This window comes from Bacillus sp. SD088 (assembly GCF_017355205.1).
Lineage (GTDB): Bacteria > Bacillota > Bacilli > Bacillales > Bacillaceae_C > Lederbergia.
Genome location: NZ_JADIJK010000019.1, coordinates 85,476 through 102,180, shown reverse-complemented (window position 1 = coordinate 102,180; position 16,705 = coordinate 85,476). Strand labels below are relative to the sequence as shown.

Annotated in this window: 17 protein-coding genes, 2 tRNA genes and 2 pseudogenes; 14 read left to right on the top strand and 7 right to left on the bottom strand. The window is 36.3% G+C overall.

The features are described 5' to 3' along the window. The first annotated feature begins 353 nt into the window (after positions 1-353). The 5 genes and pseudogenes from IPU53_RS16845 to IPU53_RS16825 all read left to right on the top strand — a co-directional run bounded on the left by IPU53_RS16845 (position 354) and on the right by IPU53_RS16825 (position 4,014). Positions 354-1,338 (top strand): annotated as a pseudogene (locus tag IPU53_RS16845) (IS30 family transposase). A 208-nt stretch (positions 1,339-1,546) separates the two neighbouring features. Then, entirely contained in the window at positions 1,547-1,729 is a 183-nt protein-coding gene (locus IPU53_RS16840) for a hypothetical protein (protein ID WP_242698363.1), read from the top strand. Between the two features lie 402 nt (positions 1,730-2,131). Then, positions 2,132-2,827, top strand: coding sequence for an MgtC/SapB family protein (locus tag IPU53_RS16835; protein ID WP_242698362.1), 696 nt, complete (start codon positions 2,132-2,134; stop codon positions 2,825-2,827). 53 nt (positions 2,828-2,880) lie between these two features. After that, a tRNA-Ala gene (locus IPU53_RS16830) sits at positions 2,881-2,953 on the top strand. Positions 2,954-3,525: 572 nt separating this feature from the next. Beyond that, on the top strand, positions 3,526-4,014 hold the full coding sequence (locus tag IPU53_RS16825; protein WP_207452166.1) for a hypothetical protein: 489 nt from the start codon (positions 3,526-3,528) through the stop codon (positions 4,012-4,014). A gap of 638 nt (positions 4,015-4,652) precedes the next feature. Here IPU53_RS16825 and IPU53_RS16820 read toward each other — a convergent pair. From IPU53_RS16820 to IPU53_RS16810, 3 genes are all read right to left on the bottom strand, one after another. Next, positions 4,653-5,024: a pyridoxamine 5'-phosphate oxidase family protein gene (locus IPU53_RS16820; protein WP_242698361.1), complete on the bottom strand. Its 372-nt coding sequence runs from the start codon at positions 5,022-5,024 to the stop codon at positions 4,653-4,655. A gap of 154 nt (positions 5,025-5,178) precedes the next feature. Continuing rightward, the gene (locus tag IPU53_RS16815) at positions 5,179-5,424 is read right to left on the bottom strand and encodes a PepSY domain-containing protein (RefSeq protein ID WP_207452165.1); all 246 of its coding nucleotides are present in this window, start codon (positions 5,422-5,424) and stop codon (positions 5,179-5,181) included. A gap of 198 nt (positions 5,425-5,622) precedes the next feature. Then, a complete protein-coding gene (locus IPU53_RS16810) occupies positions 5,623-6,132 on the bottom strand; it encodes a DUF3231 family protein (RefSeq protein WP_207452164.1) in 510 nt (169 codons plus the stop codon). Positions 6,133-6,487: 355 nt separating this feature from the next. Here IPU53_RS16810 and IPU53_RS25475 point away from each other — a divergent pair, with 355 nt between their 5' ends. The 5 genes and pseudogenes from IPU53_RS25475 to IPU53_RS16790 form a co-directional block, all read left to right on the top strand. Further along, on the top strand, positions 6,488-6,679 hold the full coding sequence (locus IPU53_RS25475; protein ID WP_313886512.1) for a hypothetical protein: 192 nt from the start codon (positions 6,488-6,490) through the stop codon (positions 6,677-6,679). 9 nt (positions 6,680-6,688) lie between these two features. Further along, positions 6,689-7,192: a catalase gene (locus tag IPU53_RS16805; RefSeq protein ID WP_313886511.1), complete on the top strand. Its 504-nt coding sequence runs from the start codon at positions 6,689-6,691 to the stop codon at positions 7,190-7,192. 1,962 nt (positions 7,193-9,154) lie between these two features. After that, the gene (locus IPU53_RS16800; RefSeq protein WP_207452163.1) at positions 9,155-9,718 is read left to right on the top strand and encodes a helix-turn-helix domain-containing protein; all 564 of its coding nucleotides are present in this window, start codon (positions 9,155-9,157) and stop codon (positions 9,716-9,718) included. Positions 9,719-9,774: 56 nt separating this feature from the next. Further along, positions 9,775-10,062 carry an IS3 family transposase gene (locus tag IPU53_RS25675; protein WP_207452162.1) on the top strand — a complete coding sequence of 96 codons (288 nt, stop codon included), beginning with the start codon at positions 9,775-9,777 and terminating at the stop codon, positions 10,060-10,062. Continuing rightward, positions 10,044-10,544 (top strand): annotated as a pseudogene (locus IPU53_RS16790) (IS3 family transposase); the annotation flags it as partial. The gene IPU53_RS25675 and the pseudogene IPU53_RS16790, both read left to right, overlap by 19 nt. Positions 10,545-10,622: 78 nt before the next feature. Here IPU53_RS16790 and IPU53_RS16785 read toward each other — a convergent pair. Further along, positions 10,623-10,769 carry a hypothetical protein gene (locus IPU53_RS16785; RefSeq protein WP_207452161.1) on the bottom strand — a complete coding sequence of 49 codons (147 nt, stop codon included), beginning with the start codon at positions 10,767-10,769 and terminating at the stop codon, positions 10,623-10,625. A 169-nt stretch (positions 10,770-10,938) separates the two neighbouring features. On the opposite strand from IPU53_RS16785, the gene IPU53_RS16780 reads away from it, so the two are divergent. Next, positions 10,939-11,361 (top strand): hypothetical protein, encoded by a 423-nt coding sequence (locus IPU53_RS16780; protein ID WP_207452160.1) that lies wholly within the window; start codon positions 10,939-10,941, stop codon positions 11,359-11,361. 155 nt (positions 11,362-11,516) lie between these two features. On the opposite strand, the gene IPU53_RS16775 is transcribed toward IPU53_RS16780, so the two are convergent. Both IPU53_RS16775 and IPU53_RS16770 read right to left on the bottom strand, forming a co-directional pair. Continuing rightward, positions 11,517-11,714 carry a hypothetical protein gene (locus tag IPU53_RS16775; protein ID WP_207452159.1) on the bottom strand — a complete coding sequence of 66 codons (198 nt, stop codon included), beginning with the start codon at positions 11,712-11,714 and terminating at the stop codon, positions 11,517-11,519. A 177-nt stretch (positions 11,715-11,891) separates the two neighbouring features. After that, complete coding sequence (locus IPU53_RS16770; protein WP_207452158.1) at positions 11,892-13,001, bottom strand: MGDG synthase family glycosyltransferase; 1,110 nt, start codon at positions 12,999-13,001, stop codon at positions 11,892-11,894. 136 nt (positions 13,002-13,137) lie between these two features. On the opposite strand from IPU53_RS16770, the gene IPU53_RS16765 reads away from it, so the two are divergent. Together IPU53_RS16765 and IPU53_RS16760 are read left to right on the top strand one after the other, a co-directional pair. Beyond that, positions 13,138-13,749: a YkoP family protein gene (locus IPU53_RS16765; RefSeq protein WP_207452157.1), complete on the top strand. Its 612-nt coding sequence runs from the start codon at positions 13,138-13,140 to the stop codon at positions 13,747-13,749. Positions 13,750-14,180: 431 nt separating this feature from the next. Beyond that, a tRNA-Gln gene (locus tag IPU53_RS16760) sits at positions 14,181-14,254 on the top strand. Positions 14,255-14,405: 151 nt separating this feature from the next. Here IPU53_RS16760 and IPU53_RS16755 read toward each other — a convergent pair. Further along, on the bottom strand, positions 14,406-15,254 hold the full coding sequence (locus tag IPU53_RS16755) for a metallophosphoesterase (RefSeq protein ID WP_242698360.1): 849 nt from the start codon (positions 15,252-15,254) through the stop codon (positions 14,406-14,408). Positions 15,255-15,625: 371 nt separating this feature from the next. Here IPU53_RS16755 and IPU53_RS16750 point away from each other — a divergent pair, with 371 nt between their 5' ends. Beyond that, the gene (locus IPU53_RS16750) at positions 15,626-16,645 is read left to right on the top strand and encodes a DUF3231 family protein (RefSeq protein ID WP_207452156.1); all 1,020 of its coding nucleotides are present in this window, start codon (positions 15,626-15,628) and stop codon (positions 16,643-16,645) included. The last annotated feature ends 60 nt before the right edge of the window (positions 16,646-16,705 follow it).

Sequence of the window (16,705 nt, the reverse complement as noted above, 5' to 3'; positions counted from 1 at the left end):
GTCAAATTCTTGTCCATCGCTTCGACAGCGACCCTATTAATATAACATCTTTATTTTTCGAAGTCAAGAGTTTTTTAATCTTTTTTTCGAAGGTTGTCCTTTCTTTGTTTCACTTGTTCTCTTAAGGACGTTTTATACTATACCATGGATATTTTTAACATGCAACCTATTTCTATAAAAAACTTTATGTTTTTTATTATGCTTCATTGTAAATTGAAATGCAACAGCTAAATAAATAGAAAGCCATCGTGAAACCACGTATAGTTAGAGTTGACCAAAACCATAAACATACGGAGGTAAATCACGATGACTCACTCTCATTCTAACACGAAAAACGAAGCTATACACATTTAATAGAATTCGAAAGAGGCCAAATAGCTGCATACTTGGAACAAGGACTGTCTTTAAGGGATATCGCAAAGAAAATAGGGTGTGATCATAGTACAATATCACATGAACGAAAACGAGACACAGTTGAACAACTTGATACGAATCTCCAAGCTTACAAGAAATATTTCCCGGATGTTGGTGCACATGTATACGAAGAGAATCGGAAAAACTGGGGTGCTCCAACCATCTTAATGGTTTCTTGAAAATTCATTTTATATGCCGAAGAAAAAATACTGAAAGACGATTGGTCCCCTGATGTGTAGTGGGGCACGCAAAAAAGCAAAATGAATTCGATTCCGTCCTTTGCCCGAAAACTCTATATAACTGGATTGATCACGGCGATGTTAAAGTGAAGAATATGGATTTAGTTTTGAAACTACGTCGAAACACAAAGTCTTCAACATCCAGAAATAATAAGAAAAACCTTGGTACTAGTATCGAAGAAAGACCGGAATCCATTGAAACGCGTAAGGAGTTTGGTCATTGGGAAATCGATACCGTACTTGTCCACAAATCTAAAGATCAAGCACTCCTAACTCTTATAGAAAGAAAGACGCGTAAGGCCATTGTCCAACGTATATCAAGTAAGAGTGCACCAGCGATAAGTGATGCTTTACAAGGGAATTTCAAGAGTACTCGAATGTTCAACAAACGTTTAAAAGTATAACAGTTGATAACGGAACCGAGTTTAGTGAACTTAGCGAGCAAGGAAAAGGAATGGGAATAGATGTTTATTTTGCGCATCCATATGCATCTTGGGAAAGAGGGACGAATGAGCGTCATAATGGGCTGCTCAGACGCTTTATAAAGAAAGGTCAACCGATTCATGCATACTCCGACCAGCACATTGCAGAGGTTGCCAATTGGATGAATACATTCCCCCGGAAAATTTTACATTACGAGACGCCAGAGGGAATTTTCGCGCAATTTGTTGGTTGTGTGGCCTAGGCCACACAACCAACAAATTGACATAAAAACCTTATACAGTGGTTTCACATAAAGTGTTGCATTTAATATTTCAATTTAGGCTTTTTTATTATTTAAAATAAATGCATTGCTTTCCCTACTATAATTATTCCCATTATATGGCCTAAAACCTTATACATATTTATCAACCTATCTACATATATATTAGCAATCCATTTTAGTAGGTGAAATGATGCTACCATCTATCGGTCTCTATACGGCAATTATTACAGCAGTATATTTATTTTCTTTTTCTTATGTTGAAGCATTGCGAATATCAAATGCAGAAGAAAAGGTCTATGGCGGAACCTTTATCTTTTCGTCTATCATGGCATTTGTCTTTTCTGGATTAACCTATCTTTTCATTGATTGAATAGCATCACTGCAGATTAAAATCTCCATCTCAATTTTATAAGGAGATGGAGATTCATTTTTCACTGATTAGGAAATAACTTATGGGTATGTTGCATAATGATTCCGTTGATAGTGCCATCGACGTTGCAACATATTATAGGACATACTAGTGCAGACGCGAAGCAACAGGACGTCGTGAACTTAGCCGATGTTCTGCTTAACAACCAGGGCCAAAGAAAAAGAACGCCTTTCTTTGGCCAGAACATTTGCTTGTCGAAGGTAGCAGGCACCTTTCCCTTCTTATTCTGCTAAATATACATATATTTTCTATCACTTGCTTTTTCATTATATAAATATGATAATATCATTTTATAATGAAAACGTTATATGCCATTTTAGAAAAAATAGAGGAGAGATTTATTTGTTCGACTTTGTGGACTCAGAACTATTAATTAAGTTAGTCATATCTGCTTTGCTTGGTTTAGTGATCGGGTTAGAAAGGGAACTTAAGAGCAAACCGCTTGGATTGAAAACTAGTCTCGTGATTTCAATCATTAGTTGCTTATTAACGATCGTTTCTATTGAATCAGCTTACGTACTTCCTGGCAGAGATGATATTATGATCCGAATGGATCCTCTTCGTTTAGCAGCACAAATTGTATCAGGTATCGGTTTCTTAGGAGCTGGCGTAATCTTAAGAAGGGGTAATGACCATATTTCTGGTTTAACAACTGCTGCGATGGTGTGGGGAGCTGCTGGAATTGGAATTGCAGTGGGGGCTGGATTCTATGTCGAAGCTGTTGTAGGTGTGATCCTTCTTATTATTAGTGTAGAACTTATTCCTTTTGCAATCGTCAAAATGGGGCCTAAAAGTTTAACCAAAAGAGACTTAATCATAAAAATTACAGTCTCTCAACAGGAAAGCCTAGAGAAAATTGTTGAAAAAGTTCAAGCAGAGAAAATTTCTGTCACCCATATACGAATTAAAGATATCAAAGACAGCTCTATGCATATGCTTGAATTAAAGACTAGAGTTAATGGCAAACGCCCTGTTACAGATATCTATTACACAATCGCTAAAATGAAAGATGTGGACGCGATTGAAATTGTCAGTTAGAGACTTGCTTTTTTTGTAAAAGTTACTATAATAAATAGTGGAGTTACAAAATTGGGGCATTAGCTCAGCTGGGAGAGCGTTACACTGGCAGTGTAAAGGTCAGCGGTTCGAACCCGCTATGCTCCATAACCAAAACCCTTGAGACATCAACGTTTCGAGGGTCTTTTCTTTCTCGAATTCCAGCTCCAAAATTGAGTTGTTGACGAATTGTTGACAACTCTTTTTTCGATTAGTGAAGCAATAATATTTCACACTGCTGGCCAGGGTGTAACTTAGCCACTTCAACCCTGAGACATCAATGTGTTGTGCTTGTATTGTGTTGTTGAGATCATCCAAATATAAGCGTGAATATATTCAAAAACAATTGGGAGTAAGTGCGAATACTTTGTCAAATTGGAGTGTTGGAAAAACCTATCCAACTATGGATAAGGCATGCGGCTTTGCTGGATTGCAATATAGAAGATTTATATAAAAGTACTGAGGATAAAGAAAACAGTAAATAGAAGGTGAAAAATATGGATGATTTATTTAAATTTTCACAGGATTATTCGTACAAGGAAGGTATTAGAAGAACAATTCGGGAAAATAAGAAAACCTCTTGAAGAAATGGTAAAGAGTTATAAAAGAATATAGAGGTAACAAATCAAAACAAATTCAATTTTCAGCAACACTTTGATTTTCCCACTTTCACAAAGTCAATGGAAAAACTGAGAGAAGGTATCAGTGAAACAGAGGAAGATTTAAAGCTATTTAAAACAGCAATTGTTGATCTAGGATATCCTCCACATGAAGATATGGATATAGGTATAGTAAGGGCTATTGCACAAGCTTATCGAGAAGATAAAGTTTCTCTTTTGGATAACATAGATGAATTCATGTGTGAATACTATAATAGTGAATTAATTTCAGATATATCAAATCAATGGGAAAAAAATGTAATGCTCAAAAAAAGACTACCTATATTAAGAAATATCATTATGTCACATAATCAAGGCATGTATTACGTATCAATTCCCGCCGCGCTTTCACAACTAGAAGGAGTATTGATTAATGCTTTCAGCATAAAAGGAAAAGTGAATGGTGATGTGTTAAATATTTTGTTAAAGGAATTATTAATGCAGAATGAAGTAGAGAAAATTTATAATTTTGATATCGAACCCACGAATACTATAAAAAGTATGTTCTAGTTTATTTTCAACATGGAAAGGAAATAAATTCAAGTATAAGCAGGCATGCTATCTTACACGGAGCAGACTATTATTACGGAAAACAAAGCAACTCTATAAAAGTAATTTTATTATTTGAATATATCGCATCGAAAATTGACTAATTAAATGAAGAAACAGTTAGAAACACAAAAATAAAAATTAGAGAATATAGAGATAGACATAAAAAGAAAAAAAGTAATCCCACTAAAAATGGAGCTGTCCAATAAGTCTTCAGAAACGAAAAAAGAAGGGAGAAATGAAATGAAACAAAACAATCCCTCCTTCTTTTTCAAACGCTAAGAAAATCGCCAAAAATGGCGACACGCCTGCGGGAATAGCATCAGCTGAAGACCCCACAGCGAAGCTTCGCCCTCCTGGATCTTGCCGAACTCTCATTTCCTGCAGGAGTCTATGTATATTTCCTTCGCTAAGGTAATACATTGTTCGTCTTTGGAGCTTAACGTTTTAGTTATGTCCCAGCCTGGTCTATTCTTCGTATCAATTTTTACTCCATGATCTTTTCACTTTTCCTTCTATTTGTTAATGCCTTATGCCTTCACTTAATTTTCCCGTAATCTTTTCAATCTCCACTTCAAATAGCTCTATTTTGGAGATAGCTACCCCTTCGCAAATTCCCATTCAGGATCTCCGTATTTTTCCATAAGACGGTCAAAAAAACCATTCTTTTTGACTTCTTGTTTTATATGAGTAATTGTTCCAAATACGACTACACTATGGTAAACCAATGCGGATTGACAGGCATATTTTTTACCCCGATGAACATCGCCCATTTCACTAACTTCAATGCAAACACGTGGGTCATGCTTGATATTAGTCCAAAAGTGACTTTCTCTTATGTTTCCGATATGTAGATATAACTTTGTTCCTTGTTCATACACATATACGAGCGGAATCACATATAAAAAACCATCCTCCCCAACGGTTGCCACATGAGCGACCTTTCCCATTTTTAAGAAGTGATAGACCATCTCATCCGAAACTTTCCTCTTTTCGTTATCAATATCTCCTCTCAACATTCTTATAAAAGTTTATGACTATATCACAAGTATACTCCTTTTATTCATAAGGACAACGCTTGGACTTTTTCCAAGCGTTGTTTCCTTTGATTAAAATCCAAAGAACCTAATCTAGATCATCTTCCTCTTCAACTTTTAAAATCTTACCTGATTTTGCAACCACTTCCACTTCAAAAATCCGATTTTGCGCATCCATAATAAATATTTCATACACTAATACACCATGTTCCATATCCATATCGACATGGACAATTTGCCCAGGTACACGCTTCAAGGCGATTTCCTGTGCTTGTTGCTGAGAAACTCTTTGTCTCGTCATTGGGGTCTGGTACTGGTGGAAATTTCCATACATTATTTTATATCCTCCTCATTCAAAATTTTACTCATTTATCCATATGAATAAGGCAATAGTTTGGTGATCAAAGTTTCTCCCCTGTCTTTCTATGAGATTGGTTGCGGGTCCATTACGAATTTATTATTATTTTAGGGAAATAGATCGCCATCAATGATTAAAATGAATAGGGCCCCCTATTACGGGAGCCCCTTTCCTTTAACAATCAGCTGGTGACTGATGAAGAGGTGGAGCAACCAACCATCCCTTATCCTTGTTCAAACGAAGAACTTTTGCACCGAATGCTGCTTTTTGTGTATGCATTTGTCCAAACATCATGGCAATATCTTCTCGGATGGATTCTCCTATGATCGTACTGCATGCCACCAAACCAGCAGCCACATCCGCCGCTAATGATGCAGCAATCTCTTGATCCATAAAACGTGCACCCACTGGAATACTTTCAAGATTTGCCTTAGGCCGCTCTGGTGGAGTTGGGGGTAAACCAACACCATTTTCTTTTAATAATGTTTCAATTTGTTTAACCTCTTGTTCTTTTTGCTTAAGGGCTTCTTCGAGTAATTCATGAAGATCGGTATCTCCGGTATGATTTAAATGTGTTTGGTAACAAGCAATCATTCCTTTTGCCTCAACTAAAAAAGACCATATACCAAATACTTCTCCATAGTGCATCGGTTCATTCTTTGGATTTCCACTTAAGATTCCCATTATAGCCTCCCCATTCAATTTTGCTTTCACAACTTGCACAGCCTTATCTTTCCTCTAGTTTTAAAATCCATTCATTTTGAAAAAAGCTTCTCATTCATTGTTATCCATATTTGCCAAATGAAAAATCTATTGACACTGGAGGTATTTATCGCGTACGACAATTATCTTGACTGGTGTATTTATCGGCAGTACAGCCAGTGTAATATTAACTGGATAGGTAAGGATGCGTACGGTTCTGACTCATTGATGTACATTATTTCGTTTCAATTACATGAAATATGAGAATATTAAATATAGCGTTAACATATACATTGTAAGCGAGATGGAATAAATAAATGGAAAGATGGTGACCTTTATGGATAAGAATTCATCTTCCGAAAACAAAGAAAGACATCATAAAAATCTAAAAAATCAAGAGATGGGTGAGTTCCGTGTTCAAAATACCGGAAAGCCAATGACAACAAATCAAGGGAAAAAAGTATCCAACGATGAGGAAATTTTAACAGCCGGTGAACGCGGACCTGGATTACTAGAGGATGTCCATTAATTTGAAAAAATGACGCATTTTGTTCATGAGGAGATTCCAGAAAGAAAGGTCCATGCTAGAGAATTTGAATGTTACCGATCTTTGCAACATTTGACAAAAGCTGGATTTTTACAAGAAGCTGGGAAAAAAACATCCGTATTTGTCCGATTTTCCACTATCCAAGGTAGTAAGGGTTCAAAGGATACTGCCAGGGACTTACGTTGTTTGGGTGTTAAGTTTTATACAGAAGAAGGAAATTACGATCTAACAACGATTGCGATGCCTATATTAATTAATAGCGATCCGATGAAATTTCCGGATGTGATTCATGCCTACCAGCCTGAGCCGCGTACAGAAATGCCACAGGCCGCTGGAGCACATGACAATTTTGGGGACTATGTAGCTAATAATCCGGAAGCGCTTCATATGACACTATGGGTCATGTCTGATCGGGGCATCCTCAGAAGTTATCGAATGATGGAATCATGGGGAATTAATACGTATCTCCTAGTTGTTATTTTATCACTTAACTAAGATGTGTCCATGGAACTATACTAATGCATAATAAACTGTGATTTAGCTTTTCTCCACATTATCCGAACTACTTAGATTTTTATAGTGCGTGTTCAAGGATAAAAAGGACCAAGTCGGCTAAAGACGCTGACGTCCTGTCAGCAACGCCGACACTAGTACATCCTGTACGTCGAAAGTTCGAGGCGGTGAAGCCTTGAGCAGCAGAAAGGCAAGCCAACGAACTTCCACAGGATGTGGTGACTTCGACGTTCGACACAGGACGTGTCGGTACTTAGTCGAAGATCCTTTATCTCGAAGTGTCATTTTTACCGGACTTTTTGAACATCCTCTTATAGACCTTTTGATAATTTCAATGAAAAAGCCCCTCTAATTTAGAAGGGCTAATACAAGGAGGTGCTAACTATCAATCATCATGTTGACGATGTTCTTCCTGGCAATGGCATTCAAAGCGCCTTCGCTGTTCTCTTTCATGTCCATGTCTCATTTCATGACATTCGCAAATTAACCTGCGCAGTCTCGCCTTTCACGCCTTTCTTCCCCATCTAAAAAATCGTCAGCATAATTACACATATCTCACCGCGCCTTATATATATTATATTAAAGCCGACCGACCTTAATACATATAAACTTTAAAAATGTTCTACTTGATTGGTCAGACTATCTGTGAAAATGAGGATTTTTCTTAACTCTTTAATAATTACTTCAAATGGAACTAATCCATATTGATCCCGTGCAAGATTTAAACTTCATAGTCAAGATAAAGTGATTTTAGGATAACATAACGGGCAATATTTTTCCCTTGAGCAACACCAATCTTTTGGTAGCACTGAAAGTTCACCTATCCAAAAGTAGCCTTCACAGTTCTTACACCCATCCTTATTCTCCAATGCGGAAACAGCTCCTTTTTATTTGCTAATCAACAATACTATGCTACACCCCGTCATTGTCTTAAGGGTGGGCTTCTACCTATTCCCTTGAAATTAAACTATCGCCAATAGAGGTTATCCTATTTTTTTATCTGTCTACCTTAAAAGGTGCATATCAATCTTTTCTCTCCACTGCTTTTCGACACTAAGTATTATAAGAAAAGAGAAGCTTCTTAACATTTACAAGATTATTTTTCTACAAAGGAGTTACAACCTCGTTTTGTTACCTCAGATGTAGCCATTGTTCATGGGGAGGCAGCAGCGAAACTTCCTGATCCCGTTCAAGATTCAGGAGATAGAGATTCAATCAGTACGAATGTTCTGGTGAAAAAGGAGAGAAAATGGCTGATAACAGCTTTTCACAACTGTCGAGTTCAGGATCCCTCCTAATAGCAATTAATATAGCTTGAGAGGGTCCACAAGGCGGAGGAGGCTTGACAATCGCCCCACGGGAAACACCCTATTTATATTGGATCTACAAGAAAAGCGTAAGGCGCCCGCCTATCGGCGACAAGCAAATGTTCTGAGACAAAGAAAGGCGTTCTTTGCCTTTCATTGGCTCAGGTTATTTGGCCTCGAGCCGATGGCGCCTAGAGCTGGACAACAACTGCCCAGCCTTGAAGCAATTTAAGAAAAACTTTATACTTTCTTATCTTTTTAAAAAAAGGCGAGCCTCCAAAAAAGTCAGTTTATTGACCTTTTTGGAGAGCTCCGCCCTCTTAATGCCCACAGAATTATTATGACACATTGTAACTTTTTCATTCCGAGAATGAACTTTAAAAAATTTACTTTAACAGTACATTATTAAACGATAATTGAATATATGTTAAAATGTCGGCGTGCGATATATTCCTATAACATCCTTGCTTAGTTTACGTCGATGCCTCAGTTTCGGTTGTACTCCAAAGGTAATACAACAAAGGCCTGACTGTACCCACTATTTTCATCTGCCCATGCGCGCGGGCACAAAAACCCCGGCAAATGTGATGCACCCCAAAAGTTAGAGTTGAAAATCTACCTTTTGGGGTGTTTATTTATGGCTAAATATAGTGATGAATTTAAGATGATTGTAGTTCGAGAATATCAAGAAGGAAAACTTGGATATCAACGTTTGGCTAAGAAACATGGCGTGAAGTCGCATAAGCAGATTATTAACTGGGTAAAAAATTATGAGAAATTCGGAACGGAAGGGATCATAAAGAAGAAACAGAATAAAACTTATTCTGTTCAATTCAGGCTGGATGTATTAAGCTTTATGAAAAGAACAGGGTCTTCAGTAACAGAAACAGCCCTTCAATTTGGGCTAACAAATCCTCCTATGATAATTGCCTGGAAGAAAACATTTTTAGCTGGTGGTGCTGAAGCTCTGGATCGATTGAAAGGACGGCCACCTATGTCTGATAAAGCTAAGAACGGAAAGAACAAGCACTCAGTTGAAAAAGAAATGACATATGAACAACAATTGGAACGAGAAAATGAGCTTCTTCGTTTAGAGGTAGAATACTTAAAAAAGTTACGAGCTTTTCAGATGAATCCGGACGTCTATCTCGAAAAGCACAAGCAGCGTTATCATTCGAACTCAAAGAAACGTTCCGATTAAAGGATGTCCTGCGGGTAGTTGGTATACCAGAATCCTCTTATCATTATCATATAAAAATGACAAAGAAGGAGAATCCCGATCAGGAACTAGAAGCATGTATTTTCTCTATCTTTGAGGAGAACAATGGCAATTATGGTTATCGTCGTATCCACTTGGAATTGAAAAACCGAGGACATAAAATCAATCACAAAAAGGTTCAACGTATCATGAAAAAACGTGGCCTCAAAGGGGATAAGTTCATAAGAAAATCACGTAAGTATAGTTCTTACAAAGGGACTGTGGGGACCATTGCGAAGAACCGTATTAATCGACGTTTCACACAAATGTATGTCATCAAAAGTTAACTACTGATATAACAGAATTCAAGTGTTTAGACGGTGTAAAACTATATCTGAACCCAATCATGGATATGTTTAATAGCGAAATTCTTTCATATGGTATAAGTACACGTCCAACCCTAGAACTAGTTCTTAAACCACTCGAGGAAGCTCTCGAAATCGTAAAAGATTTTAAGTACAGAACAACGATTCATTCGGACCAAGGATGGCATTATCAGCATAATAAATGGGTAAAAGCACTTAAGGAAAACAAAATATTCCAGAGTATGTCACGGAAAGGTAATTGTATAGATAATTCACCAATGGAGAACTTTTTCAGTTTATTAAAACAAGAAATGTATTATGGTGAGGAACTGTGCTCGTTCGAAGATTTAAAGAAGAAGATTGAAGCTTATATAAAGTATTATAATACCAAACGTATAAAGCAAAAATTGGCAGGCATGAGTCCTGTTCAATATCGGATTCATACCAGCCAATTAGCTGCTTAATATAAAACTCTAACTTTTAGGGGTCACCTCAAAAATGAAGGGGTTCTTGGTGTAATCAGCTCTTATACAGTTCTTTTATTACTCATTATTGTTATTATCTTGTTGTTGCTCTGATGGCTCTTCTGTTGGATCTGGTTCATTTTCATCAACACCATTACATCCAAATAATAAACCAAAAGAAAAAATTGCTGATAGAAGCCCAAGAAAATATTTCTTATTTTTCATTTTAATTCTCCTTTCCTGATTTCTCTTTTTCATAAATAGCATATCCTAATTTTTAAAGTGTACTCATTCAGAATGGAAATTTGTTTCAGTATAATTTTAATGAATTTATTAAAATCTATAAGTGTTGGTCATTTTTTGGGGACTAAAATAATTCAAAGGTGTGATTCTGATGAATAAACGTGGAGGTATAATGTCTTCTTTACTTGCTGTAGGTGCAACTGGTGCGGCTATATACGGTGTTACAAGAGGCATCCAAAATGGATCTTTTCAACGTTGGCAACAAAACATTTCTAATGCAATGAATAATCCACAAGTCAAACAATTAATGCAATCCTTTAAAAACATGACAAATAACCAAGGTGTTCAACAATTAGCAACTAACTTACAAAGTGGGACAATTAACCAAGGTGCTCAGCAGGCAACTAACTTACAAAACGGAACAAGTAACCTAGGTGTTCAACAGGCGACTAACTTACAAAACGAAACAAATAACCTAGGTGTTCAACAGGCAACTAACTTACAAAATGGGACAAATAACGAACAAAAACAAGCAGGTAGTAACAATTCAAATTATAATAATGATTTATTGTAAAGGATGATTTGAGAGGTCTATAAGAAGAGGATTGATTAATACCTGACTATTTTCTTATGGAAAAGCGACTAGTTATAGCCCCCACAATGTGAGGGCTGTTTTTTCATCTTGAAAAGGCCCCTCTCATTTGAAAGGGGCTTAAGGGGAGGTGCTACCTACCAATCATCACGTCGACGGCGTTGTTCTCTACAACGACAAATGAATCTCTCGCGATCACGATCACGGTCCCGATCACGGTCTCGATCACGGTCACAATCATCCCAATCCCGTACTTCTCTACACCTACAGACTAATCTTTCGCGTCTCCGTCTGTCTCTTTCTCCACCAAAAAAATCATCTTCATAATAAGACATATACTCATCGCACCTCCTATATATATATTAAAGCCGGCCGACCTTAATACATATAATATTGGAAAATGCGTTATTTGATTGGTCAAATTGGCTGGTGAAAAAGAGGATTTTTTATGCAACGCCTTTCACACTTTCACAAAGAGACTTTTTTATCGCCTTAAGATAGAACTGATGCTCTTAAAACCTACCTCCTAAAATCTTGGTGATAAAAGGCACTGGGTCCTCCAGTTCAATTTCCGTCATATAATGATGAATCCTGTTTATCATCTCTTGCTTCTTAGATTGTAATACGGTCAATATTTCTTCTTCAATTTTTTCTTGTGTCTTCCACTTATCTAAATGATAAACCAAACCCTCGTTTATTAAAAAGTTTAAATTTTGTTCTTCTTGTCCAGGTAAAACATCATATATAATAATTGGGATTTTTTTGGTCAAGCCTTCGCTAATTGTTACTCCACCTGGTTTTGTAATGATTATATCAGTTAAATCATATAATCGATTCATCTCTTCTTTTGAATGTATATAGGGAATCGGCTGTATTAGGGGATGGTTCAAGTTTCTGATATGCTGAAGCAACTTATCATTTTTTCCGCATAGTACTCTGTATAAAACCTTCCCTGCTGGCATTAACCGGTTAAGTAACTGGAAAATCGATCCTGCTCCCATATTTCCTCCACTAAGCAGAGCTGAAAATTGCTGCTCTTTTTTTAGCGTTTGACTTTTTTGTTTGAACAGTGGATGAACTGGGATACCAGTGATAAAGATATTCCTTGGATTTACTCCATGAACTACAAGTTGGTCCTTAATTCTCTTGCTCGGTACGAAGTGATAATCAATTTCTTCGATTCCCCATAGGTTATTAATAAAGTAATCAGTATAAACATTAATAATGATCCCTGTCCAAAGTTGCAACTTTTTTAGGCGAGCAACCAAGTAAGAAGGTAGAGCATGAGTGCAAATAACTAAATTTGGTTTTTTGTCTTGTAATAAATGTCTAAATACGTTCATAAACAAAATTTCATAGGTTTGAAATCGTTTATTTAGGTTCGAATGCTTCACTGCAGCTAGCTGATAAATTGTGCTATACATTTTTGGCAGCTTATGGATCCATTGCAAATAAATGGAGGAGATAAAATTTTCAATGTTGCCGTAACCGTATGATAAAATATCGATTTTTTCACAATGAAAATCGTCATTAAATTGTTCTAATTGTAACTTTATACTATCTGCAACATGATGATGGCCTGAAGGAATTTGCAGAAATGGTAAAAATAATATTTTGTGCATGGAAACCCCCCCTTTCGGATTAGTTTGCGAAATATAAGTGATATTATCCTCCTCCCCTTTTTTTCCAATAATATTTGTTAGCGTTTTTAATCAAAATAAAATAGCTTCTATAAATCATTATCTAAGGAGAATTGGAATGAAAAGAATCAGACAACTTTGCATTGCCGGATGGAAAATGATAGATCCAGTCTACTTCCATTTCACACGATTACAATATATTAAGAAGAAATGCGGCAAAGAAACCATTATACGAGTGAGATTAACCAGATATCAAGGCAAAAATATTGTTTTAACTGATGGGACAGAGATCCGTAAGAATGACATCCTTGTAAAAGTTCATTTGCAAAATGCAAAATTATTATCTGAAATTATGCATTATAAAAATGAATTAAGAAAAGCTAAAATCGTTTATTCCAGAGTGAAGGATTCACTCCCGGCTGTCGTTGATTACGTTCAAGTGAGTAAGCATAAGGATGAAATTAAAGGTTTAATTGGGATTACTACACTTTATAAAGGTTGTAAGAGATTGGGATTCGAACCTCATTCCATAATAAGCCCTGCCTATAAAAAATTTAAGCAGACGGCTCTCCTGCCGATTTATTTTCTGTCTACTAACAACCAATTAAATCAAGGACTTCCTGAACCTATGTATTTATTCATGTCAAAAGACACGCTTTTTCAAAAATATAGTAGTGCTTCCATAGTTGGAAATGAAAATAAAACGTTAGAAAGTAACCTAATTAATTAAAGGATTGTACTTTTTCGGTTTTCATGGGCCCCCCATAAGCAAATAACTGGGACCATTTAATATAGAAATAATCGGTAAATTGAGCAATCAATATCAACAATAAGTATCAGAACATTTAGGACATGCCAACAGTATGCGTTCTATAGACAATAATTCATTGCGTAGAATTGGAATTCTCAATGGCAATAAGGGTACCAAGACCCCTGTCAAAAAACCTTTTCTACTAGTATGAATAAACCTTAATGTTGTGATCATAATAACAGTGGTAAGGTAAGACAAACCAGGCTGTTGAAGCTGCTCAACAGCAGCTTCAACAGGCTTAACAACAAATTCAGCAAGCACAAGCTACAGCTCAAATACAACAAAGTTCAAAGCAACAAAATCAACAAAATCGTTATCAATAATCCTTCTCCCCTTTAAAGGGGATTTGTTGGACTATAGCCAAGCGGTAAGGCAACGGACTTTGACTCCGTGATCGTTGGTTCGAATCCAGCTAGTCCAGCCAAAATTTACCTAATAAAATCTTCTTAGAAGAAAGATTCAAGACACCGATACTATTTTAAAATGAATAAACCTAGCAGTTTATTGGTCCCCCTCCTTTCCCTCTAATAGACTGCTCCTATGTCGAAACACCTCAGTAAAAGCCGAGATACGATTTATCCAGCTTTTATAACATCTATTGAATGAGGCAAATGGACATTATGAACGGTTATTTCCGGACGGCTGCCTATCCTGATATTTACGCCGGTTTGTCCAAGCCCCTCGCTTATATAAAATCGTTTTTCTTCATAACTGTGTAAACCTTTCACCATATTCATCTTTACCAGTTTGCCCATTTTTACCAGATGATATGGCTTTGGCCAATGAATTTGGCCACCATGAAAATGACCGGACAGCAAATAATCAAAATGGTAGTCATGCATTGATAAAACAACATTTGGATCATGCGTAATGATCAGATTATATCCTTTATCCAAGCCATTATAGGATTCCATTAAATTACTTCTCTTAGTACTAAAATCATCAATACCAATAATATTTAATGGAACTCCATCTATATCAATCCTATCGTTTTCATTTTGCAAAATTCTTATTCCATTATTTACCAACACGTTTTTTAATTGATTTAGATCATCTTTCCGCAAAACATAATCATGATTGCCAAATACAGCATAGATTCCATAAACAGGCTTTAGTTTATTTAAAACTTGCAAATATGGCAAAAGCTTTGGGATACTCCGCTCTTTATCCATAAAATCACCGGTTAAAGCGATTAATTCAATCGGCTGCATTTTGAGTTTCTCATATAGTTGTTCTGGTGATATTGAAATGTTTTCAAGATGCATATCAGAAATACGCAATATCCTTAATGGCTCTTCGCTTTTCTTTGAACCTTTTTCACAATCTATATCAATGTAATTAATGACAACTGATCGGGTATTCTTATTGCCTATAAATAAGAAAAGACTTAAAGCTATGAATATTAATATTAATATAATAGTCAATTCTGTTTCCCCTCCTTACGTATATTATACGTGGAAGGAGTAGAGATTTTAACCTGTAATATATGGATAGAATGTCAATTGCATAAAAACTGGTTGTAGCTCCTTAATGAAGGATCATCCCATTTGCAATTCATTTCTTAGCTTTGGCGTGGAAACCTTGCTAAATAAGAGCCGTATGCACTCCAACTACACAGTTTTTTACATTAAATCTCCGAATACTCTTAATTAACGATTTCAGAAATTTTTGGTCCTAGACTGCATAATGGATTCAACAGCTGCTTAATCTAATAACACTTGTATAGTATGTGGCTAATCTCAAAGCTACTGGGCACAATAAACTTACATAAATGAATGAGGAGGGTTCTATCATAATGAACGAAAAAAAGATACATCTAACGTCAAGTGAAATCGCTTCCCTCTGGACAGGTTATATGAATGATAGCATGTCTGAGACTATTTTAGGTTTTATGCTTAAGAATATTGAGGACCCTGATATCAAAACGGTCATTCAATATGCTTATGATATTTCAAGAAATCATCTGGAGCAATTAGTGTCTATTTTTGAAAACGAACAATACGCCATTCCGATCGGATTTACGGAACAAGATGTAAATATGAACGCTCCATGGCTTTTTACAGACATGTTTTGTTTAACCTATGTGAATCATATGGCAAAAGTGGGTATGTTAGCATACAGTGGTTTTGTTTCAATGAGTTATCGGGAAGATATCTGTCATTATTTTTCTCAAAGCTTAGCTGAGACCAATCATCTTTATAATCAATCGCTCAAAATTGCTCTTTTAAAAGGGTTAAACGGTCGTCATCCTTATATTGAAGTTCCAAAACAGACAGATTATGTAGACAGTAAAAAGTATTTAAGTGGGTTAAACCCTTTTAGCGAAAAACGTCCATTAAACGCGGTTGAAATTTCTCATTTGTATATGAATATATTGACAAACTCGATGGGCGTTAAGTTATGCCTGGCTTTTGCCCAAACTTCCCCATCAAAAGATGTTCAGGATTTTATGTTACGCGGAAAAGAAATTTCACAAAAACATATTAAAATTTTTGTGGATACGCTTTTGAAAGATCATATCGAAGCGCCACAGGTACCAGATGTCGGTGTAGGTGATTCGATCACCCAAACATTTTCTGATAAATTGATCATGTTTCATATGTCCCTAATCACTTCTTCTGGGATAGGTAACTATGCGACTGCCGCGGCGGCAAGCCAACGAAGTGATTTAGCGGTGAATTATGAACGACTATCGTTAGAAATCGCCAAGCTAGCTAAAAGCGGAGCAGATATTATGATTACACACAACTGGCTAGAACAACCACCGGGAATTAAAGATCGGGAAAAGTTAGCGAGAAGTAAAGAAAAAAGCTGATCTTAGCCAGTCAGCTTTTTTGCTCGTATTATCCATAACAGAACATGAAAGAACCATTAA